Source organism: Cupriavidus sp. SZY C1 (assembly GCF_032190535.1).
Classification (GTDB): Bacteria; Pseudomonadota; Gammaproteobacteria; order Burkholderiales; family Burkholderiaceae; genus Cupriavidus; species Cupriavidus pauculus_C.
Genome location: NZ_JAUANU010000002.1, coordinates 252,753 through 276,911, shown reverse-complemented (window position 1 = coordinate 276,911; position 24,159 = coordinate 252,753). Strand labels below are relative to the sequence as shown.

The 24,159-nt window shown below is 69.0% G+C and carries 24 protein-coding genes; 14 read left to right on the top strand and 10 right to left on the bottom strand.

Annotated elements, in window-relative coordinates; genetic code table 11:
* Positions 1–12: 12 nt before the first annotated feature.
* The 4 genes from phnC to QTN24_RS05365 all read left to right on the top strand — a co-directional run bounded on the left by phnC (position 13) and on the right by QTN24_RS05365 (position 3,361).
* The gene (gene phnC / locus QTN24_RS05380) at positions 13–867 is read left to right on the top strand and encodes a phosphonate ABC transporter ATP-binding protein (protein ID WP_124682145.1); all 855 of its coding nucleotides are present in this window, start codon (positions 13–15) and stop codon (positions 865–867) included.
* A 71-nt stretch (positions 868–938) separates the two neighbouring features.
* Positions 939–1,925: a phosphonate ABC transporter substrate-binding protein gene (gene phnD, locus QTN24_RS05375; protein WP_313835658.1), complete on the top strand. Its 987-nt coding sequence runs from the start codon at positions 939–941 to the stop codon at positions 1,923–1,925.
* A gap of 78 nt (positions 1,926–2,003) precedes the next feature.
* Positions 2,004–2,816, top strand: a complete 813-nt coding sequence (gene phnE, locus QTN24_RS05370) for a phosphonate ABC transporter, permease protein PhnE (protein WP_124682147.1) — start codon at positions 2,004–2,006, stop codon at positions 2,814–2,816.
* The gene (locus QTN24_RS05365) at positions 2,813–3,361 is read left to right on the top strand and encodes a phosphonate degradation HD-domain oxygenase (RefSeq protein ID WP_313835656.1); all 549 of its coding nucleotides are present in this window, start codon (positions 2,813–2,815) and stop codon (positions 3,359–3,361) included. The genes phnE and QTN24_RS05365 overlap by 4 nt, the downstream gene beginning before the upstream one ends.
* 81 nt (positions 3,362–3,442) lie before the next feature.
* On the opposite strand, the gene phnN is transcribed toward QTN24_RS05365, so the two are convergent.
* From phnN to phnF, 4 genes are all read right to left on the bottom strand, one after another.
* A complete protein-coding gene (gene phnN, locus QTN24_RS05360) occupies positions 3,443–4,009 on the bottom strand; it encodes a phosphonate metabolism protein/1,5-bisphosphokinase (PRPP-forming) PhnN (RefSeq protein ID WP_313835655.1) in 567 nt (188 codons plus the stop codon).
* Positions 4,006–4,743: a DUF1045 domain-containing protein gene (locus tag QTN24_RS05355; RefSeq protein WP_313835653.1), complete on the bottom strand. Its 738-nt coding sequence runs from the start codon at positions 4,741–4,743 to the stop codon at positions 4,006–4,008. The genes phnN and QTN24_RS05355 overlap by 4 nt, the downstream gene beginning before the upstream one ends.
* The gene (locus QTN24_RS05350) at positions 4,740–5,942 is read right to left on the bottom strand and encodes an alpha-D-ribose 1-methylphosphonate 5-triphosphate diphosphatase (RefSeq protein WP_313835651.1); all 1,203 of its coding nucleotides are present in this window, start codon (positions 5,940–5,942) and stop codon (positions 4,740–4,742) included. The genes QTN24_RS05355 and QTN24_RS05350 overlap by 4 nt, the downstream gene beginning before the upstream one ends.
* A gap of 143 nt (positions 5,943–6,085) precedes the next feature.
* Entirely contained in the window at positions 6,086–6,820 is a 735-nt protein-coding gene (gene phnF / locus QTN24_RS05345) for a phosphonate metabolism transcriptional regulator PhnF (RefSeq protein ID WP_124682151.1), read from the bottom strand.
* A 183-nt stretch (positions 6,821–7,003) separates the two neighbouring features.
* Between phnF and phnG the strand changes: the two genes are divergently transcribed.
* The 8 genes from phnG to QTN24_RS05305 all read left to right on the top strand — a co-directional run bounded on the left by phnG (position 7,004) and on the right by QTN24_RS05305 (position 13,749).
* Positions 7,004–7,510 (top strand): phosphonate C-P lyase system protein PhnG, encoded by a 507-nt coding sequence (phnG, locus tag QTN24_RS05340; RefSeq protein WP_313835650.1) that lies wholly within the window; start codon positions 7,004–7,006, stop codon positions 7,508–7,510.
* Positions 7,510–8,142: a phosphonate C-P lyase system protein PhnH gene (gene phnH, locus QTN24_RS05335; RefSeq protein ID WP_313835648.1), complete on the top strand. Its 633-nt coding sequence runs from the start codon at positions 7,510–7,512 to the stop codon at positions 8,140–8,142. The genes phnG and phnH overlap by 1 nt, the downstream gene beginning before the upstream one ends.
* Position 8,143: 1 nt before the next feature.
* The gene (locus QTN24_RS05330) at positions 8,144–9,295 is read left to right on the top strand and encodes a carbon-phosphorus lyase complex subunit PhnI (RefSeq protein WP_313835646.1); all 1,152 of its coding nucleotides are present in this window, start codon (positions 8,144–8,146) and stop codon (positions 9,293–9,295) included.
* A complete protein-coding gene (locus QTN24_RS05325; protein WP_124682154.1) occupies positions 9,292–10,197 on the top strand; it encodes an alpha-D-ribose 1-methylphosphonate 5-phosphate C-P-lyase PhnJ in 906 nt (301 codons plus the stop codon). Before QTN24_RS05330 ends, QTN24_RS05325 begins: the two co-directional genes overlap by 4 nt.
* Positions 10,194–10,970 carry a phosphonate C-P lyase system protein PhnK gene (gene phnK, locus QTN24_RS05320; protein WP_313835643.1) on the top strand — a complete coding sequence of 259 codons (777 nt, stop codon included), beginning with the start codon at positions 10,194–10,196 and terminating at the stop codon, positions 10,968–10,970. Before QTN24_RS05325 ends, phnK begins: the two co-directional genes overlap by 4 nt.
* Before the next feature lie 2 nt (positions 10,971–10,972).
* Positions 10,973–11,701, top strand: coding sequence for a phosphonate C-P lyase system protein PhnL (phnL, locus tag QTN24_RS05315; RefSeq protein WP_313835641.1), 729 nt, complete (start codon positions 10,973–10,975; stop codon positions 11,699–11,701).
* A 76-nt stretch (positions 11,702–11,777) separates the two neighbouring features.
* Positions 11,778–12,977 (top strand): alpha-D-ribose 1-methylphosphonate 5-triphosphate diphosphatase, encoded by a 1,200-nt coding sequence (locus QTN24_RS05310; protein WP_313835639.1) that lies wholly within the window; start codon positions 11,778–11,780, stop codon positions 12,975–12,977.
* A gap of 259 nt (positions 12,978–13,236) precedes the next feature.
* Positions 13,237–13,749 (top strand): hypothetical protein, encoded by a 513-nt coding sequence (locus QTN24_RS05305; RefSeq protein WP_313835637.1) that lies wholly within the window; start codon positions 13,237–13,239, stop codon positions 13,747–13,749.
* A 13-nt stretch (positions 13,750–13,762) separates the two neighbouring features.
* On the opposite strand, the gene QTN24_RS05300 is transcribed toward QTN24_RS05305, so the two are convergent.
* Together QTN24_RS05300 and msbA are read right to left on the bottom strand one after the other, a co-directional pair.
* On the bottom strand, positions 13,763–14,371 hold the full coding sequence (locus tag QTN24_RS05300) for a peroxidase-related enzyme (RefSeq protein ID WP_313835636.1): 609 nt from the start codon (positions 14,369–14,371) through the stop codon (positions 13,763–13,765).
* 101 nt (positions 14,372–14,472) lie between these two features.
* Positions 14,473–16,242, bottom strand: coding sequence for a lipid A export permease/ATP-binding protein MsbA (gene msbA, locus QTN24_RS05295; RefSeq protein ID WP_313835634.1), 1,770 nt, complete (start codon positions 16,240–16,242; stop codon positions 14,473–14,475).
* A gap of 89 nt (positions 16,243–16,331) precedes the next feature.
* Here msbA and QTN24_RS05290 point away from each other — a divergent pair, with 89 nt between their 5' ends.
* Entirely contained in the window at positions 16,332–17,117 is a 786-nt protein-coding gene (locus QTN24_RS05290; protein ID WP_313835874.1) for a glycosyltransferase family 2 protein, read from the top strand.
* Here QTN24_RS05290 and QTN24_RS05285 read toward each other — a convergent pair.
* Both QTN24_RS05285 and dnaE read right to left on the bottom strand, forming a co-directional pair.
* On the bottom strand, positions 17,047–18,306 hold the full coding sequence (locus tag QTN24_RS05285) for a glycosyltransferase (RefSeq protein ID WP_313835632.1): 1,260 nt from the start codon (positions 18,304–18,306) through the stop codon (positions 17,047–17,049). The two genes, QTN24_RS05290 and QTN24_RS05285, sit on opposite strands and share 71 nt — an antisense overlap.
* Positions 18,299–21,802 (bottom strand): DNA polymerase III subunit alpha, encoded by a 3,504-nt coding sequence (dnaE, locus tag QTN24_RS05280; protein ID WP_313835631.1) that lies wholly within the window; start codon positions 21,800–21,802, stop codon positions 18,299–18,301. The genes QTN24_RS05285 and dnaE overlap by 8 nt, the downstream gene beginning before the upstream one ends.
* Before the next feature lie 216 nt (positions 21,803–22,018).
* Here dnaE and QTN24_RS05275 point away from each other — a divergent pair, with 216 nt between their 5' ends.
* Positions 22,019–22,861, top strand: a complete 843-nt coding sequence (locus tag QTN24_RS05275; protein ID WP_313835629.1) for a sulfurtransferase — start codon at positions 22,019–22,021, stop codon at positions 22,859–22,861.
* A 15-nt stretch (positions 22,862–22,876) separates the two neighbouring features.
* Here the strand turns inward: QTN24_RS05275 and QTN24_RS05270 are convergent, their stop codons facing one another.
* Both QTN24_RS05270 and rplS read right to left on the bottom strand, forming a co-directional pair.
* Positions 22,877–23,557, bottom strand: a complete 681-nt coding sequence (locus QTN24_RS05270) for a CoA pyrophosphatase (RefSeq protein WP_313835627.1) — start codon at positions 23,555–23,557, stop codon at positions 22,877–22,879.
* 144 nt (positions 23,558–23,701) lie between these two features.
* The gene (rplS, locus tag QTN24_RS05265; RefSeq protein WP_124682165.1) at positions 23,702–24,091 is read right to left on the bottom strand and encodes a 50S ribosomal protein L19; all 390 of its coding nucleotides are present in this window, start codon (positions 24,089–24,091) and stop codon (positions 23,702–23,704) included.
* Positions 24,092–24,159 lie beyond the last annotated feature (68 nt).

Genomic DNA, 24,159 nt, shown 5'->3' with positions numbered 1-24,159 from the left:
AAGGGAGTCGACATGACGCATGCCATCGAAGTCCGCGGCCTGAGCAAATCGTTCCGGGCGGACCGCAAGGCGCTTGACGACGTCACGCTGCACATCGCCCCCGGCGAGATGGTTGCCCTGCTGGGCGCCTCGGGTTCGGGCAAGTCGACGCTGCTGCGCCACGTGGCCGGCTTTGTCGCCGGCGACGCCGGGTCGGGAGAGATCCTGGTCAACGGCCGCGCGGTGCAGCGCAACGGGCGCCTGGCGCGCGATGTCCGCAAGGTACGCGCGGAAATCGGATTCGTTTTCCAGCAGTTCAACCTCGTCGGCCGCCTGCCGGTCATCACCAACGTGCTGGTCGGCATGCTGACCCGCGTGCCCGCGTGGCGCAGCCTGATCCGCTGGTTCAAGGCCGATGAAGTGCAGGCCGGGCTCGATGCCTTGGCCCAGGTTGGTATAGACGACTATGCGTTTCAGCGGGCCTCGACGCTGTCCGGCGGCCAGCAGCAGCGCGCGGCCATCGCCCGCACGCTGGTGCAGAACGCGCGCGTGATCCTGGCCGACGAGCCGATCGCGTCGCTCGATCCGGAGTCGTCGCGCCGGGTGATGTCGCTGCTGGCGCAGATCAACCGCACGCGCAAGGTGGCCGTGGTTGTGTCGCTGCACCAGGTGGACGTGGCGATGCGCTACTGCCCGCGCGTGGTGGCGCTGCGCCACGGCAAGGTGGTCTACGACGGCCCGTCGGCCGCGCTGACGCCGAAGATGCTGCGCGACCTGTACGGCACCGAGGCCGACGAGCTGCTGCACGACAGCCTGCCCGACACCCCGGCCCCGGCCGACGGCATGCCCGCGCCGGCCATGGTCCGGATGGACCTGGCCACCGCCTGAGGCGCCGCCCCGCTTCCCCAACCGCCTTTCCCATCAGTCTTCCCTCTCAGTCTTTCCAACCGGAGTTTTCGATGCTTCGCAGAACCTTCCTCGCCGTGGTGGCGTCGGGTGTCGTGGCGCTGCCCGCCTTCGCCCAGGACGCCAAGACCCTGAACATCGGCTTCATCTCGACGGAGTCGTCGTCGAACCTCAAGGGCGCCTGGCAGCCCGTGATCGACGACCTGAGCAAGGCGCTGGGCGTGCCGGTCAAGCCGTTCTTTGCCTCCGACTACGCCGGCATCATCGAGGCCATGCGCTTCAACAAGGTGCAGATCGGCTGGTTCGGCAACAAGGCGGCCATGGAAGCCGTGGACCGCGCCAACGGCGAGGTGTTCGCGTCGGTGATCGACAAGGACGGCAACCCGGGCTACTGGTCGCTGCTGATCGTGCGCAAGGACAGCGACCTGAAGTCGGTGGAAGACGTGATCAAGCGCGGCAAGGACCTGTCCTACGGCGCGGGCGATCCGAACTCGACCTCGGGCACGGCCGTGCCGGGCTATTACCTGTGGGCCGCCAACAAGGTCGAGCCGAAGACGCTGTTCAAGGCCGTGCGCATCAGCAACCACGAGACCAACCTGCTGTCGGTGCTGAACAAGCAGGTGGACGTGGCCGTGAACAACACCGAGAACTTCGAGCGCTACCGCATCAACACGGGCAAGAACGCCTACGACGAGGTGCGCGTGCTGTGGAAGTCGCCGCTGATCCCGGCCGATCCGATGGTCTACCGCAAGGACCTGTCGCCCGAGCTGAAGAAGAAGATCCAGACCTTCTTCGTCAACTACGGCAAGGGTGCCGACGCCGCCCGCGAGAAGCAGATCCTGGCCACGCTGACGTACCAGGGCTTCCGCCCGTCCAGCGACGCGCAGCTGGTGCCGATCCGCCAGATCGAGCTGGCCAAGGAAAAGGCCAAGATCGAGACCGACACCACGCTGGCCGCCGCCGACAAGGAAAAGAAGCTGGCCGACGTGACGCGCCGCCTCGCCGACCTGGACAAGGCCGCCGCCACCACGCAGCAGTAAGTTGATCCCCCAAGGCCGGGGCGTCCACGTGGATGCCCCCGGCCTGCCCCGTTCCAAGCCTCTACACCCCGGATTCCCATGACCGCCACCGCCAAGCCTGGCCTGCCCCCTTCGCCCCACAGCGCCGTCCGGCCGCCGCGCACGTCCCTTTCCGTGATGCTGGTCTGGGCGATCGTGCTGGCCATGCTCGCCATGTCGTGGCAAGGCGCCGACATGCGCCCGCTGGACCTGCTGCGCGATTCCGGCAACATGGCCAAGTTCGCCGCCGATTTCTTCCCGCCCAACTTCCGCGACTGGCGCACCTACCTGGACGAGATGCTGGTGACCGTGCAGATTGCGCTGTGGGGCACCGCGCTGGCCGTCATCATGGCCGTGCCGCTGGGCCTGCTGTGCTCGGCCAACATCGTGCCGGTCTGGGTCTACCAGCCGGCGCGCCGCGTGATGGATGCCTGCCGCGCCATCAACGAGATGGTCTTCGCGATGCTGTTCATCGTGGCCGTCGGCCTGGGCCCGTTCGCGGGCGTGCTGGCGATCTGGATCCACACCACGGGCGTGCTGGCCAAGCTGTTTGCCGAAGCCGTGGAAGCCATCGACCCGCGTCCCGTGGAGGGCGTGCGCGCCACGGGCGCCGGCCCGATCGAGGAAATCGTCTACGGCGTGATCCCGCAGGTGCTGCCGCTGTGGCTGTCGTTCGCGCTCTACCGGTTCGAATCGAACGTGCGCTCGGCGTCGGTGGTCGGCATCGTCGGCGCCGGCGGCATCGGCACCGTGCTCTGGGAGATCATCCGCAGCTTCCAGTACGCCCAGACCTGTGCCGTGATGATCATCATCATCCTGTTCGTGGTGGCCATCGACGTGATCTCGGCCCGCATCCGCAAGGTGCTGGTATGACCGCGCTGACCCTGCCCCGCATTGCCACGCTGTTCGAGGCGCACGGCACCGCGTGGTACGGCGGCGAGGCCATCAGCCAGACCGCCCACGCGCTCCAGTGCGCCCAGCTAGCCGAGCAGGCCGGCGAGCCCGAGCCGCTGGTCGTTGCCGCGCTGCTGCACGACGTGGGCCACCTGATGCTGGCCGAAAGCAGCACCACCGACATGCGCCACCAGGAAGCCGCCGCCGACGCGCTGGCAGCCCTGTTCGGCCCCGACGTCACCGAGCCGATCCGCCTGCACGTGGCCGCCAAGCGCTACCTGTGCGCGGTGGATCCGGGGTATCGCCAGACGCTGTCGCCGGCGTCGGTCCACAGCCTGCAGCTCCAGGGCGGCGTCTACGACGACGCGCAGGCGCAGGCGTTCGCGGCGCAGCCGCACGCGCTGGAGGCGGTCAGGCTGCGCCGCTATGACGATCTGGCGAAGGTGGTGGATCTGGCAACGCCGCCGCTGGGCCGCTACCTGGAGATGGCGGGGCGGTGGGTGCTGGGCGCCGCCCGTTCTTGAGTCGCCTGCCCTCACCGGGCATATCAGAATCCGCCGGTTTTTGGCTGGGGGTGAGGGCCGGCCTGTCACCAGCCCCGGCCTTCACCCCGCCACCAGCCTCGCAAACCGCTCCACCGAATCGCTCAACGCCCCGCTGTTGTCGATCTCGACCACCCGGCAGCCATCCGGCACCGCGAACGGCTGCGTGGCGCGTGCCAGGCGCCCGGCGATGGCATCTTCCGATTCGCGTCCGCGCTGGCGCAGCCGGGCGGCCAGCACCTCGGGCGTGACGCGCACGTGTACCGCGCAGAGTTTCGGGTAGCGCGCCGCCGCGTCGGGCAGGTACTCGCGCGAGCCGTTGACGATGACCTTGAGCCCGCGCGCCAGCCACTGTTCGATCTCCACGCCCACGCCGTAGCGCAGCCCGTGGCTCTGCCAGTGCATCGCCAGGCAGCCCAGGTCGATGCGGCGATGGAATTCGTCGGCCGTCAGCGCCACGGACGCCTCGTTGGCGTCGGCCGCGCGCGTGATGTAGCGGTGGGCGATCACCACGGGCTCGGACGGCGCCAGCCGGTCGCGCAGCGCGCGCAGCAGCGAATCCTTGCCGCTGCCCGACGGCCCCATCACATAGAACAGGCCGTGGCCGTCGGTGGGGGCGGCCGGCGTCATGCGGGCAGGTACGCCGCGCCAGCCCCGTCCCGGATGCTGCCGTCGAAGCGATAGTGGCGCGCCGCGACAAAGTCGGCGCCGGGCGCGGGCTGGACGTAGACGCTGATGGCGTCCACCTGCAGCGGCTGCTCCAGCAGCGTGCCGCCGGCCTGCGACAGCAGCGCGAAGGCCGCGGCCTCGTCGGCCGGGTCGAGCATGCCGGTCAGCGTGATGTGGAACGTGAAGGTGTCGAACACGTAGGGGTAGCCCCACGCGTCCATGTGCGCGCGCTGCGCCGGGGTCAGCCTGGCCGGGTCGCGGCGGGCGATCTCGGCGGCCGTTGGCGGCGCGCGGAAGCGGTCGAAATCGCGCACGCAGGCGTCGGCCAGCGCGTGCATCTGCCGCCCGCCCGGCCCGTCGGCGTCGTCCAGGCACCACGCCAGGAAGCCGCGCAGCGCGCGCAGCGTCAGCGGGGCCTGGAACGGCTGGCGCGTGGCCGCGAACGTGCGCGCGGCGGCGTCCAGCATCGCCGGATCGGTGCCATCGGCCAGCCGGAACGGCGGCTTCAGCGTGGCGTGCAGCGCGTAGTGCGCTGGCGCCTCGACCCACTGCGCGGGCCGCCCGGCCATGACCGGCGACGGCGCCGCGCCAGTATCGGCATCGCGGCCCAGCCATTGCGCGCCGAACGTGCGGAACGGCTCGGCCGGGGCCAGGTAGATCGCGTAGCGATGCGCGGCAGCAACGGCGGGCATCATGCGGCCAGGCTGCCCTGGTGGGCCAGGTCGATCAGCGGCAGCGCCACCGTGGCGTGGCGCACTTCGCCGTTGACGATGGTGCCGCACACGCGCGGCAGGCCGGGCAGGCTGTCGTCGACGAGGATCGCGTCGGCGCGCATGCCGGGCATCAGCAGGCCGCGGTCGCGCAGGCCCGCCGCGCGCGCCGGATTGCGCGACACAAGGTGCCACGCGTCGGGCAGGCCGCAGATGCCAAGCTGCACGAGCCGGAACGCGGCCTGCAGCGGCGCTGGGTAGTAGTAGTCCGACGCCAGCACCGTGCACAGGCCGGCTGCGATCATCTCGGTGGCGTTCGGCGCGCCGGTGTGGCTCTTGCCGCGCAGCACGTTGGGGGCGCCGAACACGGTCTCGTCGCCGATCTGGCGCGCCAGCGTGGCCACGTCCATCGTCAGCGGAAACTCGGCAATCGCGCAGCCCTGGCGATGGTAGTGCTGGCGCGTGGCCGCGTCGGGGTCGTCGTGCGACGCCACGGGCAGGTTCGCGGTCCGCGCCGCAGCCACCAACCGGGCCACGGCGGCCGGCACGTCCTGCGCATGGCGGCTGGCCGTGCGCAGGCGGTTGCGGAATGTCTCGATGTCACACTCGGCGCGCTCGGCGTACTGGGCGAGCTTGCGCTCGTCGTTCATCCGGCGGGCCATGGTCGGCAGGTGATCGTTGATCGCCAGCAGGTCCACGCGGCCATCGGCAATCCATTGCAGCGCGGTGTCCACGCCGGCAAGGTGATAAGCCTCGAAGCGCAGGTGCACCTTGTGCGAGGCGCCCAGCACGGGCTGCAGTTGCGCCAGCGCCTCGAACATGCGCAGCGCGTAGGCTTCGCCACGCAGCCCGCCCTCCCAGGACAGCGTGACGCCGTGGAATTCGGTCGTGATGCCGTGGGCCAGCAACTGGCAGTCCACGTCGAGCAGCGCCGTGCCGTACGGAAAGCTCACGCCGGGGCGCGGCATCACCGAGCGCTCGAACGCATCGCCGTGGATGTCGACGATGCCGGGCAGCACCAGCAGGTCGCCGGCATCGACGCACGGGCCGCTGTCGCCGGCCTGCGCCGCGATGCTGCCGTGGTTAAAGCCCAGCGTGGCCGGGCCGATGGCGCCGGCGCCGAGCACACGGCGGCCGGTCAGGCCGCGCAGCGGGGGCGAATAGGTAGGAGTTGTGGTTTGCATGAGGGAGATTCCGTGATCGGCCCTTGAGGTGCGGCGTAAGGTAGCGCCGCCAGATGACACACAGATGTCTAGACCAATATGTGACCTTGCAGCTTGACCCTGCCGCAGGCTCGACTGTGCTGCAGCGGCCTGCAGCAAATCTGTCAGTCGTTGTCGGACACCGTAAGCTGCACCCAGTCGCCGGCAAAGCGCGTCAGGCTGTACTGCACCGGCACGCCGTCGATGTCGACGTTGAGCGCCTCTACCTGCAGCACCGGCCGCGTCTTGGGCTGGTTCAGCAGCCGCGCCACCGGGGCGCTGGGCATGGCCGCCGTGATGCGCGACCACTTGCGCGTGTAGTCGGCAATGCCAAAGCCGGCCAGCGCGCGCGAGATCGACCCGGTGTCGCGCACCGCCTCCGCCATGCCGGGAAAGCGCCTGGGATCGAAATAATGCTCGGACACGTCGATGGTCCGCGCCTCGGCCTTGCCCACCATCTGCACGTGCAGGATGTCGGCATTGCGCGCCAGCCCCAGATGCTTGGCAATCTCCGGCGCGCGCAGCGTCTGGCTGTCCACCAGTTCCAGGTGCCCGCGCATGCCCTGCGCGGCCAGGTTCTGCGAGAACCGCGTGCGCCGGCCAATCGCGTAGTCGATCGCGTGTTCCTGCACGAACGTGCCGCGGCCCTGCTCGATGCGCACCAGCCCGCTCAGCTCCAGCTCGCCCATCGCGCGGCGGATGGTGTGGCGGTTCACGGCAAAGCGCGTGGCCAGTTCCGGCTCCGGCGGCAGTTGCTCGCCGGGCCCATAGAGTTTGTTGCGGATGTCCTCCGCCAGCGCCTCGCCAATCTGGCGCCAGACCGCCACGCCGGAACCGCGTTCCACTTCCCGATCAGACATCGTTCGTCCTGCCCTGTGTCATCAAGCCTTAATGGTTGCCGTGCGATTGTGCCTCAGACCCGGCGCCCGCGCGGCGTGCCCGAGCAAATCCCCGACCCGTCATGAAACGTTCACGTGCCTGTGGTCTAGTATCGCCGTGTTGTCTTAGTTTACATCTAAACGTATAGACGTATAGGGGTGATCATGCAGAATGAAACCGCCGGCCCGGCCGATGCGGCAAATGCAGCGCGCGCCGCATGGCTGCGGGTGCTGGCGCTGGCCCAGTCCGATGCACTGGACGCCGCCTGCGCCCGGCTGTTCGCGGCCGCGCCCGCACCCGGCTACCGCCTGCTGCGCAAACCGGAATCGGGCATGGCCATGGTGCGCGCCCGGGCCGGCGGCACCGGCGCCCAGTTCAACCTTGGCGAGATGTCCGTCACGCGCTGCGCCGTGGTGCTGGACACCCCGGACACCCCGGACGGCCAGCCGGCCACCGCGGGCATGGCCTACGTGCAGGGCCGCGGCCAGCGCCATGCCGAGCAGGCCGCCCTGCTCGACGCCCTGCTGCAGCGGCCCGACTGGCACCAGCGCGTGCAGGACGCCGTGATCGCCCCGCTGGCCCAGGCCATGGCCAACCGCGCTGCGCGGCAGGCCGCCACGGCGGCGCAAACCCGCGTCGAATTCTTCACGATGGCCCGCGGAGACGACTGATGCCCCCGACCGATAGCCCGATGACCGCCACGCCCCACGCCAGCGCCACGCCGTCGCTGCTGCCCGGCTTCGACAACCCGGTGGACGACGCGCAGGCCGTGTTCCGCGCCACGCTCGACGCGTTCGCGCATCCCGGCCGGCTGCAGACCCTGCCCGCCGCCAGCGGCCAGCCCGACGGCCTGTCGCCCGCGCTGACCGCCCTGCTGCTGACGCTGGCCGATCCCGACACGCCGGTCTGGCTGCCCGCCAGCGTGCCCGCAGCCGCCCGCGCGTTCCTGCGCTTCCACTGCGGCTGCCCGCTGGTCGATGCCGTGGCCGACGCCACGTTCGTCTGCGTGCCGGCCGGCCACGCCATGCCCGCGCTGGCCGACTGCGCGCAGGGCCTGCCCGACTATCCCGACCGCTCGGCCACGCTGCTCGTCGAGGTGGCGTCGCTGCACGACGGCGACGCGCTGACGCTGCGCGGCCCCGGCATCGAGACCACCCAGCCGCTGCGCGTGCGCGGCCTGCCCGACGACTTCCGCGCGGCCTGGCGTGCCAACAACGCCCGCTTTCCGCTCGGCGTGGACCTGCTGCTGGCCAGCGGGCCGCACTTCTGCGCCATGACGCGCACCACGCAGGTGGAGGACTGACATGTACGTAGCCGTCAAGGGTGGCGAGCGCGCCATCCTCAATTCCTACCGGATGCTGGACACCTATCGCCGCGGCGACCCGTCCGTGCCCGACGTCACGCTGGCGCAGATCCGCGAGCAGATGCCGCTGGCCGTGGCCCGCGTGATGGCCGAGGGCTCGCTGTACGACCCGCACCTGGCCGCGCTGGCGCTGAAGCAGGCGGCCGGCGACCAGATCGAGGCCATCTTCCTGCTGCGCGCGTACCGCACCACGCTGGCGCGCTTTGGCTACACCGCGCCGCTGGACACCGGCACCATGCAGTTGCAGCGCCGCATCTCGTCGACGTTCAAGGACGTGCCCGGCGGACAGGTGCTGGGACCCACCTACGACTACACCCAGCGGCTGCTCGACTTCACGCTGGAAGCGGGCCGCGAGCCGGAGCCGCTGACGCCGTCGCCCGCGCCGCTCGCGGCCAGCATGCCGCGCGTGACCGGCCTGCTCGAAGCCGAATCGCTGGTCGAGGCCGACACGATCCCCGACGGCGACCCCGCCCCGCCCGACCTGACGCGCGAGCCGCTGTCCTTCCCGGCCGGGCGCCCGGCGCGGCTGCAGAACCTGGCCCGCGCCGACGAGGGCTTCCTGCTGTCGATGGGCTACTCCACGCAGCGTGGCTACGGCAACTCGCACCCGTTCGCGGCCGAGATCCGCTACGGAAGCTGCGAGGTCGAGATGTTCATCGAGGAGCTGGGCTTCGCGGTGACCGTGGGCGAGGTGGAGCTGACCGAGTGCCAGATGGTGAGCCAGTTCGCCGGCAACGCCGACGAGGCGCCGCGCCTGACGCGCGGCTACGGGCTGGTGTTCGGCTACAACGAGCGCAAGGCCATGTCGATGGCGCTGGTGGACCGCGCGATGCGGGCCGCCGAACTGGGCGAGGCCGCCGACAACCCCGCCAACGACATCGAGTTCATGCTGTACCACAGCGACAACGTCGAGGCGTCGGGCTTCGTCCAGCACCTGAAGCTGCCGCACTACGTCGACTTCCAGGCCAACCTGGAACTGCTGCGCCGGCTGCGCGCCGCGCAGGGCGAGCCGGCGGCCCAGGCATCCCAGGCCGACCAGGCCGCCCCAACGCAACCGCAACCGTCGCCATCGCAAGAGGAGTCGCTGGCATGACCGCCGCCCACGCCACCCCCGTCACCGCCCCCGTGGCGCGCGACGACCACTACAACTTCGGCTACCTGGACGAATCGACCAAGCGCATGCTGCGCCGCGCGCTGCTCAAGGCCGTGGCCATTCCCGGCTACCAGGTGCCGTTCGGCAGCCGCGAGATGCCGCTGCCCTACGGCTGGGGCACCGGCGGCATCCAGGTGACGGCCGCCATCATCGGCCGGCAGGACGTGCTCAAGGTGATCGACCAGGGCTCCGACGACACCACGAACGCCATCAACATCCGCCGCTTCTTCGGCCGCGTGACCGGCGTGCAGACCACCGAGCGCACCGCCGAGGCGACGATCATCCAGACCCGCCACCGCATTCCCGAGACGAAGCTGCGCGCGGGCCAGACCATGGTCTACCAGGTGCCCATCCCCGAGCCGTTGCGCTGGCTGGAACCGAGCGAGACCGAAACACGCACGATGCACGCGCTGGCCGAGTATGGGTCCATGCACGTCAAGCTCTACGAGGACATCGCCCACCATGGCCATATCGCCACGACGTACGACTACCCGGTCATCGTCAACCAGCGCTACATGATGCGCCCGTCGCCGATCCCCAAGTTCGACAACCCCAAGCTGGACCGCAGCCCGGCGCTGATGCTGTTCGGCGCCGGCCGCGAGAAGCGCGTGTACGCGGTGCCGCCGTACACGTCGGTCAAGAGCCTGGACTTCGTGGACCACCCGTTCACCGTCGAGAAGTGGTCGAGCTGCTGCGCGCAGTGCGGCGCCACCGACAGCTACCTGGACGAGATCATCACCGACGATGCCGGCACGCGCATGTTCGTGTGCTCGGACACCGAGTACTGCGCCGACCGCCAGGCCGCGCAGGCCGTGCAGACCGCCGCCGGAGGCCAGCCATGAACGCCACACCGCTGCTGTCCGTCCGCAGCCTGACCCACACGTGGGACGGCACGCACGGCTGCCATGACGTCAGCTTCGACCTGTATCCCGGCGAGGTGCTCTGCGTGGTTGGCGAATCGGGCTCCGGCAAGAGCACGCTGCTGCAGGCACTGTCGATGCAGGTGCGCGCCCAGCGCGGCAGCGTGCACTACGACATGCGCGAGACCGGGCTGACCAACCTCGCGTCGCTGTCCAGCGCGCGCATGCGGCTGCTGGCCCGCACCGACTGGGGCTTCGTGCGCCAGCACGCCCGCGACGGCCTGCGCATGCAGGTCAGCGCCGGCGCCAACATCGCCGAGCGGCTGATGGCCGTGGGCCACCGCCACTATGGCGACCTGCGCGAGATTGCCGGCGCGTGGCTGGAGAAGATGGAAATCGACCTGGCCCGGCTGGACGACGTGCCGGGCACGTTCTCGGGCGGCATGCAACAGCGGCTGCAGATTGCGCGCAACCTGGTCACCCATCCGCGCCTGGTCTTCATGGACGAGCCGACCGCGTCGCTGGACGTGTCGGTGCAGGCCCGCCTGCTGGACCTGATGCGCCGCCTGGTGACCGACCTGGGCCTGGCCGCCGTGCTGGTCACGCACGACCTGGCCGTGGCGCGGCTGCTGGCCCACCGCACGCTCGTGATGCAGGGCGGCCGCGTGGTGGAACAGGGCCTGACCGACCAGATTCTCGACGACCCGCAGCACCCGTACACCCAGCTGCTGGTTTCCTCCATCCTGCAGGGCTGACCATGATGCAAGCAGATACCGCCAAGCTGGTCGAGGTGCGCGGCCTCGGCAAGATGTTCACGTTGCACAACCAGGGCGGCATCCGGCTGCCCGTGCTGCAGGCCATCGACTTCGACGCGTCGCGCGGCGAATGCCTGGTGCTGTCCGGCCGCTCGGGCACCGGCAAGAGCACGCTGCTGCGCTGCCTCTACGGCAACTACCTGGCCACCGAAGGCACGATCCGGCTGCGCGACACCAGCGCGCCCGGCGAGCCGTGGGTGGCCCTGACCGGCGCGCCCGAGCAGCAGGTGCTGCGGCTGCGGCGCGACGTGATCGGCTACGTCTCGCAGTTCCTGCGCGCCATCCCGCGCGTGTCCGCGCTGGACGTGGTGGCCGATCCGCTGCAGCAGCGCGGCGCCAGCCACGAGGAAGCGCGCGCCCGCGCGGCCGTGCTGCTGGAACGGCTGAACCTGCCGCGCCGGCTCTGGGACCTGCCGCCCGCCACGTTCTCGGGCGGCGAGCAGCAGCGCGTGAACATCGCGCGCGGGCTGATCGGCGGGCACCCGGTGCTGCTGCTGGACGAACCGACTGCCTCGCTCGACGCCGACAACCGCGCCGTGGTCATCGCCCTGATCCGCGAAGCACTGGCCGAGGGCCGCGCGCTGATCGGCATCTTCCACGACGAGGCCGTGCGCGACGCCGTGGCCACGCGCGCGCTGCCGCTGCAACCCGTGGTGGCCGCCAACGCATGAAGCCCTGGACGCCCTGAAGCCCGCCGCCGAGCCCCGCCTCGACATATCGCCCCCAACCCCCGACTCCGAACCGGACATGTCCTCCACCTACCTGACGCACGCCACGCTGGTCCTGCCCGACCGCGTGCTGCATGACAGCGCCCTGCTGATCGCCGATGGCCAGATCACCGCCATCGAACCGGCCGCGGCCCCCGCCGGCGCGCAAGTGATCGACCTGCGCGGCCACACCGTGATGCCGGGCTTGATCGACGTCCACTGCGACGCCATCGAAAAGGAAGTGGAACCGCGCGCCAACGTGCTGTTCCCGCTTGACTTTGCCGTGGCGCAGGTGGACCGCCGCAACGCCGCGGCCGGCATCACCACGCCGTACCACGCGCTGTCGTTCGCCTGCAACCAGTTCGGCGTGCGCAACAACGACACGGCCGCCACGCTGGTGCGCACCGTGGCCGCCTACAACCGGCACGGGCTGGTCGACAACCGCATCCACTGCCGCTACGAGGTGACCGACGCGGCGGCCGTGCCGGTGCTGGAGGCGCTGATGGCCGAAGGCGTGGTGGACCTGCTGTCGGTCATGGACCACTCGCCCGGCCAGGGCCAGTTCAAGACGCTCGACGCCTATCTGTCGTACATGATGGGCAACCACGGCATGAGCCGCGACGAGGCCGCCGACGCGGCCGCGCGCAAGACCGCCGAGCTGGACGGCGCCACCGAGCGCGTGAACCGCCTGGTGGCGCAGGCCCACGCGCTGGGCATCCCGACGGCCAGCCATGACGACGATTCGCCGCAGCGCATTGCCGCCATGCAGGCGCTTGGCGTGCGCATGAGCGAGTTTCCGATCAACCTGGAGACGGCGCGCGCCGCGTCGGCGCATCGGCTGCCGACCATCCTGGGCGCGCCCAACGTGCTGCGCGGCAAGAGCCAGAGCGGGTCGATGCGGGCCATCGACGCCATCCAGGCCGGCGTGGGCAACATCCTCTGCTCGGACTACCAGCCGTCGACGCTCATTGCCGCCGCGTTTGCCGCGTCGCGGCTGGCCGGGCTGCCGCTGAACGACGCGCTGGCGCTGGTCACCGCCAATCCGGCCGACGCCTGCCTGCTGGCCGACCGCGGCCGGCTGCTGCCGGGCCAGCGCGCCGACGTGATCGCCGTGGCCAGCGTGGCCGATCAGCCGCTGGTCACGCACACGTGGTCGGCCGGGCGGCTGGTGTTCGCGGCCGGCTATCCGGCCGTCCAGCACGCCGCGCCGCGCGAAGGCGCGCTGCAGGCGGTGGCCTGAGCGCCGGCCGGGCGGGACGTGGGCCGCACGTCGCTCGAACGCGCGTTTGCGCCGCGAGCGTGGCCCGCGGGCCCGGCCGCACCATGCAAAAGGCCGCGCATCGGCACCGGTGCGCGGCCACATCCATTGACTATAGGCGCTGGACCTTACCGGCGCACGCTAGGGCTAGTCCCCATCACATAGCGCTGGCCTTTGCCCGGCGATCCCCTACATTGAAAGCGGCGGAGGCCAGAGGGGATCGGACATGAAGTCAATACGCATGACAGTGCCAGCGATGCTGGCACTTTTTTTGTTCGCGGGCTGCGCGGACCTGCTGCCGCAGAAGGTGGACCGCTCGCCGCCGCTGGCCGGCCCCAACGTGAACACCGACACCACCTACCCGCCCGCGCCCGAGACCCGCGCCACGCCCATCGCCGCGCGCGAGATCAACATGGCCGGCGTCTGCCGGCGCACCGAGGAGGACGGCTTTCGCGAGGACGCCGTGGTCCGCGTGGCGCACAACGCGGTGCAGTCGCTGAGCTGGAAGCTCTGGGTGTCGCGCAAGGGATCGTGCCGCTTTGACCTGGAGCAGTTCAAGCAGGTCCAGCAGACGCCGCACATCGAACTGCACGCCGTGGATGGCAGCGGCTGCAAGCTCATGGTCTGGCAGGACCCGCGCCGCATCACGCTGGCCCACGCGCGCTGCGAGAAGTACTGCACGCCCGGCATCTACGAGCAGGCGTGGCCGGTACTGTTCGACCCCAAGAGCGGAAGCTGCGCGCAGATCCGCTGAGCCCCGCCCGCCGCTACTTGCCCTTCGGCACGCGTCCGAGCAGGTAGAACGCGTCGTTGGGCCGCATGCCGATGGTGTTGGCCATGCGGTTCGACAGCCCGAAAAACGCCGTGATCGCGGCGATGTCCCAGGCGTCCTCGTCGTCAAAGCCGTGCGCGCGCAGCGCCGCGAAGTCGGTCTCGTCGACCGTGTGCGACGCCTGGCAGACCTTCATCGCGAAATCGAGCATCGCGCGCTGGCGCGGCGCAATGTCGGCCTTGCGGTAGTTGACCGCCACCTGGTCCGCCACGAGCGGCTTCTTCTCGTAGATCCGCAGGATCGCGCCGTGGGCCACCACGCAGTAGAGGCACTGGTTGGCGCCCGACGTCGCCACGACGATCATCTCCCGGTCGCCCTTGGTCAGGTTGCCGGTCTCCTTGAGCATCAGCGCGTCGTGATAGGCGAAGAACGCGCGGCACTCGTCGGGCCGGTGGGCCAGCGCCAGGAACACGTTCGGGACGAAACCGGCCTTTTCCTGCACTTCCAGCACGCGCTGGCGCAGGTCGTCGGGCAGATCAGCAATGGCGGGGACGGGGTAGCGGCTGATGGGGGGCTGGGCGGGAGTTTGTGCGGCCTCGGTCATGTCTGTCTCCTGTCGGGTGTCGGGTCCCCGTATCGGTACATGCGATACATGCGGTACAGCCCGGCCATGGCACCCCGCCATGGCCGTCGGATGCTGGCAGCTTACTCCGCCGCGGTGGCGAACTGGATCCGGTGCAGCCCGGCGTACAGGCCGCCCTTGGCCAGCAGCTCGCCATGGCTGCCGGATTCGGCCACGCGGCCCTGCTCAAGCACCACGATGCGGTCGGCGTTCTCGATGGTCGACAGCCGGTGGGCGATGACCAGCGTCGTGCGGCCCTGCATCAGCGTTTCCAGCGCGGCCTGGACCTGGCGCTCCGACTCGGAATCGAGCGCCGAGGTGGCTTCGTCCAGGATCAGGATCGGCGCGTCCTTGTAGATGGCCCGGGCGATGGCCAGGCGCTGCCGCTGCCCGCCGGACAGCTTCATCCCGTTGTCGCCGATGTTCGTCTCCAGCCCTTCCGGCAGGCCGCGCACCACATCGGTCAGGTAGGCCGCCGCCAGCGCCCGCTCCACGCGGGCCAGATCGATTTCCTCGCGCGGATGTACGCCATACGCCACATTCGCAGCGACCGTATCGTTGAACAGCACCACGTCCTGGCTGACGAATGCAATCTGGCGGCGCAGGTCGGCCAGGCCGAACTGGTCGACCGGCTTGCCGTCCAGCACGATGCGGCCTTCGGTGGGATCAAAGAAGCGCGGCAGCAGGTTGACCAGCGTGGTCTTGCCGCTACCCGACGGTCCAACCAGCGCCACCACCTCGCCCGGCGCGGCGTGGAAGCTGACGCGGTTCAGCGCGGGCCGGCCGGCATCGCCATAGCGAAAGCCGACGTTGTCGAACACGAGGTCGCCCTGCGCGCGCGCCAGCGGCAGGCCGCCGGTCTGGGCCTCGACCGGCTCGTCGATCAGGCCGAAGATCATTTCGGCGGCGGTCAGGCCGCGCTGCAGCGGCTGGTTCAGGTCGGTCAGGTGCTTGAGCGGCGAGATCAGCAGCAGCATCGCCATGACAAAGCCGGTGAATCCGCCGATCGTGGTCTGGTTGCCCTGCGCCTGCACCATTGCGATGGTCAGGATCACGGACAGCGCCAGCGACGCCAGGAACGCCGTCACCGGCTGGTTCAGCCCGCCCGCCACCGCCATGCGCATCGAATAGCCGCGCAGCCGCTCGGCCATCGTCGCAAAGCGCGCGGTCTCGTACGCCTCGCCGCCGTGCAGCTTGACGACCTTGTAGCCGCCGGCCGCCTCCTCCACCACGTACGCGGCCGTATTGGTCAGCGCCTGGTGCTCGCGGTTCAGCCGGCGCAGGCGGCGGTTCACCTTCGACATCACGAAGCCGATGGTCGGCAGCAGCACGGCCACCACCAACGTCAGGCGCCAGTTCGTGTAGAACAGGTAGACCAGCAGCGCCAGCACGGTCAGCGAGTCGCGCACCAGCGTGATCAGCACGCCGGTCAGGATCTGCATGACCTGGTTGACCTCGAAGATCACGGCGTTGATCAGCGACGCGGCGGTATTGCGGTGGTAGAACAGCGCGGGGGCGTGGAGCATGCGGTCGAACATCTGCATTCGCATCTTCAGCAGCACGCGGTTCGAGATCAGCGACAGCAGGTAGCCGGACGCGAACTGCGCCACGCCGCGCACCAGCGCCACGCCCACCAGCAGCGCCGGCACGTGCCAGAGCTTGCCGGCGTAGCTGCCGCCGAAACCCTTGTCCAGCAGGTCGTTGACGACCTTGGGGATGATCCCCTCGCTGGCGGCGACCAGCGCCATGGCCAGGATGGCCAGCACGAAGTTGCGCGTCTCGGGCTTCAGGTACGCCCAGACGCGCTTGAGGGTTTCGGTTTCCTGGGGCGTTTGCTTTTTACTGTCGTTCACGTTGGCTCCACCTGCCGACCGGAGACCGCGCCGACTGCCGCTAGAATGGCGGGCGAATCCGGTCTGCGCGATGCGTCGCAAGCATGTCTATGAAAATCTCTGCCGTACTGATTACAAAGAACGAGGCCCACAACATCCGGGCGTGCCTCGAGAGTGTCTCCTGGTGCGACCGCGCGATTATAGTGGACTCCGGCAGCACGGACGGCACGCTGGAGATCGCCCGCGCCATGGGTGCCGAGGTCCACGAAACGGCCGGCTGGCCCGGCTTCGGCCCCCAGAAGAACCTGGCCCTGGACAAGGTGCGCAGCGAGTGGGTGCTGTCGATCGACGCCGACGAGCGCGTCACGCCCGCGCTGCGCGACGAGATCCTGGCCGCCATCGACTCCGGCCGCGCCGACGCCTACGACATGCCGCGCCTGTCGCGCTTCTGCGGCCGCTTCATGCGCCACAGCGGCTGGTACCCGGACCGCCTGACCCGGGTCTTCCGCACCGGCCGCGCCCGGTTCACCGACGACATCGTCCACGAGAACGTGGTCACCGACGGCCCCATCGGCCACCTGAAAACCCCGTTGCTGCACTACACGTACGACGATTTCTCGCAGGTGCTGCGCAAGATCGACCAGTACTCGACGCTGGGCGCCCAGCAGGCGTTCCAGCGCGGCAAGCGCGCCACGGTACTGAGCGCCTGGACCCACGGTAGCTGGGCGTTCCTGCGCACGTGGCTGCTGCGCCGGGGCTTTCTGGACGGCCCCCAGGGGCTGGCCGTCGCGCTGATGAACGGCCAGGCCAGCTACTACAAGTACATCAAGCTTTGGCTGCTGCAGCAGCAGGCGCTGAACCCGTCCGCTGCGTCAGCCGATCCACCAGCGCGCTGAACGCCGCCGCCGTGGGGCCGAAGCCCATCTGCTCGACGTGCCGGGCGGCATGGGCCAGCAGCGCCTCGCGCAGCGCGGCATCGTGCAGGCCCCGGTCGATGGCCGCCGCCATCGCGGGTACGTCGCCCACCGGGACGAGCAGGCCGGCGCGGCCGTCGTCCAGCATCTCGCGCGGGCCCACCGGACAGTCGCTGCTGACCACGACCTGACCCACCGTCAGCGCCTCGATCAGCACGTTGCCGAGCCCTTCCATCTTGGAGCTGAAGGCCATCAGCCGGGCATTGCGCATCCAGGCAAACGGATTGGCCTGGAATCCGACGAACTTCACGCGCGCCGCGACGCAAAGCTCGCTTGCCAGCGCTTCCAGCGCCGGGCGGGACGGGCCTTCCCCGACGATGACCAGATCCTCGTCGATGCCCCGATCCGCCAGCAACGCATAGGCCCGCAGCAGCGTGGCAAAGTCCTTCTGGCTCTCTTCGAGCCGGGCCACGGACACGATGTACGGCTGCGTCGGCAAGCCCTCGGGCGTCTGCCTGGACATCGCGCGGATGCGTTCCAGGTCGAACGCGTTGTACAGCTTGACGAAGCGGTCCGCCGCCTCCGGAATCAGGCGCCGCGCATCGGCCGCCATGGTTTCGTTGAGCATGACCACCGCGTCATAGTCTTCCCGGCACTGGTGCCGCAGCTTGCGCAGCTTGCGGCCGTGCCCCGTCGCCAGATGCGCCACGCTGAAGTGCTGGTAGCCGATCATCGGCACCGGCAGCGGGCCGGTGATGCGCGACAGCGACATGTCGTAGTCGACCACGGCGTCATAGCCGCCCTGCGCCAGGATCCGCATGAAGCGGCGCCGGACGATGGGCTTGCGCACCGGCGGCAGCAGCACCTCTTCGTAGAGCTTGCCCAGCAGCCCGAGCTTGCGCTGCTTCTTTAGCTGGCGGCAATGCGACAGCCACGGCGCTTCGGCCAGCACATGGACCTTGACGCTGGCCGGCAGGCGCGCGCGGAAATGGGACGCCAGTTCGGGCGACGGATAGGTCACCGTCAGCCCAAGCTCGAACCGGTCCTGCAGCGACGTGAGCAGCGACACCAGCGACGTCTCGATGCCGCCATGCAGGAAGTGCGTGACGTGGAACAGGACGGCGGGTTTGCTTGCCGTGCCCGCCGACTGGTCGACCATCCCCTCAGCCATAGAGCATCCGCACGCTGTCGCCGAGCGCTCCGCGCAGGCTGGCCAGCGCCTCCTCGGACGGCGTGATCTGCCACTGGTCGCCCAGCATCGCCTCGCAGCGGGCCGTGCGGTTGACGTAGCTGACGCGCACCGGCACGCCCGGCTGCTGCGCCCCATTGGCCAGGAACGGCGTCAGCAGCTCGCGCAGCCGTTCCGTGGAAGCGTTGCCGTTGAAGCCCAGGCACACGGCCTCCGCATACCGCGCCCGCGCCGCCACCATGTCCATGACCGATTCGGCCGTGAAGCGGACGCCGCCCGTGAATGTGTCGTGGCGGGCGTTGCCCTGGGCGATGATCAGCTCGTCCTCGCGGAACATGTGGCGGTTGGCGTCGTACAGCTCACTGAAGACCGTCATCTCGATCTGGGCCGTGCCGTCGTCGATCATGACGATGATCAGCTTGCCCCGCTGCGTCATCTGCGTGCGGATGCCCATGATGACGCCGGCAATCACCTTGCCGCGGACGTCGCGGCCGTAGCCGCCGCCGTTGCCCTGCACTTCCTTTTCCAGCGCGGCCAGCGTGCCCTTGACGAACCTGCGTACTTCGTCGCGCGAGGCGTCGAACAGGTGGCCGGAGAAGTAGTAGCCCAGCGCCTGCTTTTCTTCCTGCAGCGTGCGCTTGGCCGTCCAGCGCGGTTCGTCGACCAGCAACGGCCGGTGGGCGTCGCCCGCGTCGTCCATCAGGTCGAACAGCGACACCTGGTTGGCGGACTCGGCCTTCTGCTCGGCAGCTTCCATGGCGATCGACACCGATGCCAGCAACTGCGCGCGGTTGTCGTTGAGGCTGTCGAACGCGCCGGCGCGGATCAGCGCCTCGATGGTCCGGCGGTTGACCTGTCGACGGTCCACGCGCTCGCAGAAGTCGAACAGGTCCGCAAACGGCTTCTCCTCGCGCGCGCGCAGGATGTCCTCGATGGCGCCCTGGCCCGAGCCCTTGATGCCGCCCAGGCCATAGCGGATGGTTTTGGCATCGGTCGGCGCGAAGCGGTATTCGCTGGCATTGACGTCCGGCGGCAGCACCGCGATGCCGTTCAGGCGGCAATCCTCGTAGAGGATCTTGACCTTGTCGGTGTCGTCCATGGCCAGCGACATGTTGGCTGCCAGGAATTCCGCCGGATGGTGCGCCTTGAGCCAGGCCGTGTAGTAGGCCAGCAGCGCGTAGGCGGCCGCGTGCGACTTGTTGAAGCCGTAGCCCGCGAACTTTTCCATCAGGTCGAAGATGTCGTCGGCCTGCTGGGCGCTCAGGCCGTTCTTGTCGGCGCCCTCGCGGAACAGCTCGCGGTGCTTGGCCATTTCCTCGGGCTTCTTCTTGCCCATGGCGCGGCGCAGCAGGTCGGCGCCGCCGAGCGAGTAGCCGCCGATGATCTGCGCCATCTGCATCACCTGCTCCTGGTAGACCATGATGCCGTAGGTCTCCTTGAGCACCGGCTCCACGCGCGGATCGGGATACTCGACCTTCTCCCGGCCGTGCTTGCGTGCGCAGAAGCTGGGGATCAGGTCCATCGGGCCCGGCCGGTAGAGCGCCACCAGCGCGATGATGTCCTCGAAGCGGTCGGGCTTGGCGTCCTTGAGCATGCCCTGCATGCCGCGGCTTTCAAGCTGGAACACGGCGACCGTGTTGGCCGTCTTCAGGATGTCGAACGCGGGGCCGTCGTCGAGCGGGATCTGGCTGCAGTTCCAGTCGGCCTTGCTTGGGTCCAGGCGCCGGATGTAGCGCTCGGCCCAGTCCAGGATCGTCAGCGTGGTCAGGCCCAGAAAGTCGAACTTGACCAGGCCGGCCGCTTCCACGTCGTCCTTGTCGTACTGGCTGACGACGCCGCTCATGCCGTCGGTGCCCTGCGTGTAGAGCGGGCAGAAATCGGTCAGCCGGCCCGGGGCGATCAGCACCCCGCCGGCGTGCATGCCGACGTTGCGCGTCATGCCCTCCACCCGCTGCGCCAGTTCCAGCAACTGGCGGACTTCCTCCTCGTTGCGCTCGCGCTCGGCCAGCGCCGGCTCTTCCTTCTTCGCTTCCTCCAGCGTCACGAGCTTGCCGGGCTTGAACGGAATCAGCTTGGCGACGCTATCGACAAAGCCGTAGCCCAGGTCCAGCACGCGGCCCACGTCGCGCACGGCGGCCTTGGCGGCCATCGTGCCGAACGTGGCAATCTGCGACACGGCGTCCTTGCCGTACTTCTCCTTGACGTACGTGATCACGCGGTCACGGCCGTGCTGGCAGAAGTCGATGTCGAAGTCGGGCATCGACACCCGCTCCGGGTTCAGGAAGCGCTCGAACAGCAGTGCGTACTTGAGCGGGTCGAGGTCGGTAATGCCCAGCGCGTACGCCACCAGCGAGCCAGCGCCCGAGCCCCGGCCCGGGCCTACCGGCACGCCGTTGTTCTTGGCCCAGTTGATGAAGTCCGCGACGATCAGGAAGTAGCCGGGGAAGCCCATCTTGATGATGGTGCCGGTCTCGAATTCCAGCCGGGCGTAGTACTCGGGCCGCTTGCGCTCGCGCTCCGCGTCGTCGGGGAACAGCACGGCCAGCCGCTTTTCAAGGCCGTCCTTGGCCATGAAGACCAGGTAGTCGTCCAGCGACATGCCGTCGGGCGTCGGGAACAGCGGCAGCCGTGGCTTGCCCAGTTCCAGCGTCAGGTTGCAGCGCTTGGCGATTTCCACCGAATTCTGCAGCGCGCTCGGGATGTCGGCGAACAGCGCGCACATCTCGTCCTGCGTCTTGAAATACTGGTCGGTCGTGAAGCGGCGGGTGCGGCGCGGGTTGGCGAGCAGCTCGCCCTCGGCGATGCAGACGCGCGCCTCGTGCGCCGTGAAATCGTCGGGCGACATGAACTGCACCGGATGCGTCGCCACCACGGGCAACTGCATGGCGGCCGCCAACGGCACGGCCTGCTGGATGTAGGCGTCGGTGCCGGGATGCCCGGCCCGTTGCAGTTCGATATAGAAGCGGCCCGGAAACACGCTGGCCCAATGGGCCGCCGCGCGCCGCGCGCCGTCTTCGTTGCCGTTGGCCAGCGCCTGGCCGATATCGCCGCCCATGGCGCCGGACAGCGCGATCATGCCCGTGGCCAGCGGCAGCCCTTCCTCGCCCGGTTCCTGGAACCAGCCCGGCTCGAACTCGGCGCGGCCGCGATACTGGTTGCCCAGCCAGGCGCGGGACAGCAGCGTGCAGAGGTTCAGGTAGCCGATGCGGTCCTGGACCAGCAACTGCATGCGCGCGGGCTTGTCGCGGTCGTCGGCGTTGGTCAGCCAGACGTCGGCGCCGACGATCGGCTTGACGCCGCCGCCGCGGGCTTCCTTGTAGAAGCGGATCAGGCCGAACGCATTGGCCAGGTCGGTCAGCGCAAGCGCGCCCATGCCGTCCTTGGCGGCGGCCTTGACGGCGTCTTCCAGGCGGACGATGCCGTCGACGACCGAATATTCGGAATGCAGGCGAAGGTGTACGAAGCGGGGTGCAGACATAGGGCGCCATTGTACCGGCTCGTCCCCGGTGGAAACCTGAGAGTTTTCGCAAAATGGGGGGCCGCGGGGCTTGCGGCGCGCGGTGTGCGGCGTGCGCGCGACGCCCGCGCCGCCGCTTCGGGACGGGTATCGGCGGGGCCGATCAGCGGCTATAATTTCGCCTTTCCAATCAGGCAGTTACCGGCGCGCCCAGCGCCGGCAAGGCAGCGTCGCTCCATGCAGATCGTCAACATTTCGGCTTACAAGTTCGTCACGCTCGACGATATCGAGACCCTGCGCCCCGCCATGCGCGAGCGCTGCGAGGCGGCCGGCCTGAAAGGCACGATCCTGCTCGCGCCGGAGGGCATCAACATGTTCCTGGCCGGCACCCGCGCGCAGATCGACGGCTTCATGGCGTGGCTGCACGCCGACGCGCGGTTTGCGGACATCGGGCCCAAGGAAAGCCTGTCCGCGAACCAGCCGTTCAAGCGCATGCTGGTGCGCGCCAAGAAGGAAATCATCACGATGAAGATGCCGCTGATCCGCCCCGAGGCGGGTCGGGCGCCGGCGGTGCGGCCGGTGGACCTCAAGCGCTGGCTGGACCAAGGCCATGACGACGAGGGGCGGCCCGTGGTGATGCTGGACACGCGCAATGACTTTGAAGTGGCGGTGGGGACCTTCGACGGGGCCGTCGAGTACAACCTGTCGAAATTCAGCGAATTCCCGCCCGCGGTGGCCGAGCACAAGGCGGCGCTGGCAGGCAAGACCGTGGTGTCGTTCTGTACGGGCGGCATCCGCTGCGAAAAGGCCGCCATCCACATGCAGGAAGTGGGGATCGAGCGCGTCTACCAGCTCGAAGGCGGCATCCTGAAGTATTTCGAGGAGGTCGGCGGCAGCCACTACCACGGCGACTGCTTCGTGTTCGACTACCGGACCGCGCTGAATCCGAACCTGGAACCGGCTGGCCCGGTGCAGTGCTTCGCCTGCCGCGCCGTGGTGACGCCCGAAGAGCAGCAGGGACCGGCCTACGTGGTGGGCAAGAGTTGCCCGCATTGCGCGGACGCGACCGCCGCCGCGTGAAGCCGTGTGCCAGCCTCAGGCCGCCAGCAGGTGGTAGAGGTTGCGCAGCATCCCGGCCGTCGCGCCCCAGATGAAACGGTGGCCGCCGCCTTCGCGCGGATAGGGCATCGCATAGAACTGACGCTCGCCGCCTTCCCATCGGAACAGCCGGCGCTCGTGGCGCGACGGGTCCATCAGGAACGCCAGCGGCACCTCGAAGATATCGGCCACCTCGCCGGCATCGGCCTGCAACGTGAAGCCGGAACGGACCAGGCCGACGATCGGGCTGACGTGGTAGCCGGTGCCGGTAATGTAGTCCGGCAGCGATCCCAGCACCTCGATGAAGTCGCGCTGCAGGCCGATTTCTTCCTCAGTCTCGCGCAGCGCGGTGGCGATGCGGTCGGCATCGTAGGTTTCCTGGCGCCCGCCCGGAAAGCTGATCTGACCCGCGTGTGACGAAAGATTCGCATTGCGCTCGGTCAGCAGCACGGTCAGGCCGTCGCGGCGCTCAACCAGCGGCACCAGCACCGCGGCTTCGCGCAAGCCGCGCGTCTTGTCGTAGATCCGCGACTCGTCGGTCAGCTCTGGCTCCCAGGCCGGCGGGGAGAGCAGCCGGTGCCGGATGAAATCGGGTTGCATGCGCGGCGCGGTGAGCGGCGCGCGGCGACTGTCGGTCTCGATAACGGGCAGTGCCTCGGGGTCGAATTTGGGGCGCATAACGGCGTCAAGTATGACAGAACGGCAATTGTTGCATCGCAGCATCTGATGGCGCCGCGCGGCGTTTCAATGCAAAAAGGACACCCGAGGGTGTCCTTCGCAATGCCGGAGCGGCGCCGGTTTCCCGGCACCCGCTGGAACAGCTTACTCGGCGGCGGCGGCCGTCTTGGCCTTCGTCACCAGCTTTTCCTTGATACGTGCCGACTTGCCCGAACGCTCGCGCAGGTAGTACAGCTTCGCGCGACGGACGTCGCCGCGACGCTTGACTTCGATGCCGGCGATCAGCGGCGAGTACAGCTGGAACGTACGTTCCACGCCTTCACCCGACGAGATCTTGCGCACGATGAAGGAGCTGTTCAGACCACGGTTACGCTTGGCGATCACCACGCCTTCGTAAGCCTGCACGCGCTTGCGGTTACCTTCCACCACGTTCACGTTGACGATCACGGTGTCGCCAGGTGCGAATGCGGGGATGGTCTTGTTCGCGGTCAGACGCGCGATCTCGTCCTTCTCGATTTGCTCGATGAGATTCATCGTTTTCTCCATAACCATCGTACCGGCGTTATATACCCGTAACCGGGCCCCGGCAGAGGATGGGGTTT

Coding starts and splice junctions, on each gene's coding strand:
- dnaE (WP_313835631.1), bottom strand. CDS start 21,802: ATGTCTGCACCCCGCTTCGTACACCTTCGCCTGCATTCCGAATATTCG.
- rplS (WP_124682165.1), bottom strand. CDS start 24,091: ATGAATCTCATCGAGCAAATCGAGAAGGACGAGATCGCGCGTCTGACC.
- phnG (WP_313835650.1), top strand. CDS start 7,004: ATGCAGAATGAAACCGCCGGCCCGGCCGATGCGGCAAATGCAGCGCGC.
- QTN24_RS05305 (WP_313835637.1), top strand. CDS start 13,237: ATGACAGTGCCAGCGATGCTGGCACTTTTTTTGTTCGCGGGCTGCGCG.
- phnH (WP_313835648.1), top strand. CDS start 7,510: ATGCCCCCGACCGATAGCCCGATGACCGCCACGCCCCACGCCAGCGCC.
- QTN24_RS05290 (WP_313835874.1), top strand. CDS start 16,332: ATGAAAATCTCTGCCGTACTGATTACAAAGAACGAGGCCCACAACATC.
- QTN24_RS05270 (WP_313835627.1), bottom strand. CDS start 23,557: ATGCGCCCCAAATTCGACCCCGAGGCACTGCCCGTTATCGAGACCGAC.
- phnC (WP_124682145.1), top strand. CDS start 13: ATGACGCATGCCATCGAAGTCCGCGGCCTGAGCAAATCGTTCCGGGCG.
- phnF (WP_124682151.1), bottom strand. CDS start 6,820: ATGTCTGATCGGGAAGTGGAACGCGGTTCCGGCGTGGCGGTCTGGCGC.
- QTN24_RS05355 (WP_313835653.1), bottom strand. CDS start 4,743: ATGATGCCCGCCGTTGCTGCCGCGCATCGCTACGCGATCTACCTGGCC.
- phnE (WP_124682147.1), top strand. CDS start 2,004: ATGACCGCCACCGCCAAGCCTGGCCTGCCCCCTTCGCCCCACAGCGCC.
- QTN24_RS05365 (WP_313835656.1), top strand. CDS start 2,813: ATGACCGCGCTGACCCTGCCCCGCATTGCCACGCTGTTCGAGGCGCAC.
- phnL (WP_313835641.1), top strand. CDS start 10,973: ATGATGCAAGCAGATACCGCCAAGCTGGTCGAGGTGCGCGGCCTCGGC.
- QTN24_RS05300 (WP_313835636.1), bottom strand. CDS start 14,371: ATGACCGAGGCCGCACAAACTCCCGCCCAGCCCCCCATCAGCCGCTAC.
- QTN24_RS05325 (WP_124682154.1), top strand. CDS start 9,292: ATGACCGCCGCCCACGCCACCCCCGTCACCGCCCCCGTGGCGCGCGAC.
- QTN24_RS05350 (WP_313835651.1), bottom strand. CDS start 5,942: ATGCAAACCACAACTCCTACCTATTCGCCCCCGCTGCGCGGCCTGACC.
- QTN24_RS05285 (WP_313835632.1), bottom strand. CDS start 18,306: ATGGCTGAGGGGATGGTCGACCAGTCGGCGGGCACGGCAAGCAAACCC.
- phnN (WP_313835655.1), bottom strand. CDS start 4,009: ATGACGCCGGCCGCCCCCACCGACGGCCACGGCCTGTTCTATGTGATG.
- QTN24_RS05330 (WP_313835646.1), top strand. CDS start 8,144: ATGTACGTAGCCGTCAAGGGTGGCGAGCGCGCCATCCTCAATTCCTAC.
- QTN24_RS05310 (WP_313835639.1), top strand. CDS start 11,778: ATGTCCTCCACCTACCTGACGCACGCCACGCTGGTCCTGCCCGACCGC.
- phnK (WP_313835643.1), top strand. CDS start 10,194: ATGAACGCCACACCGCTGCTGTCCGTCCGCAGCCTGACCCACACGTGG.
- phnD (WP_313835658.1), top strand. CDS start 939: ATGCTTCGCAGAACCTTCCTCGCCGTGGTGGCGTCGGGTGTCGTGGCG.
- QTN24_RS05275 (WP_313835629.1), top strand. CDS start 22,019: ATGCAGATCGTCAACATTTCGGCTTACAAGTTCGTCACGCTCGACGAT.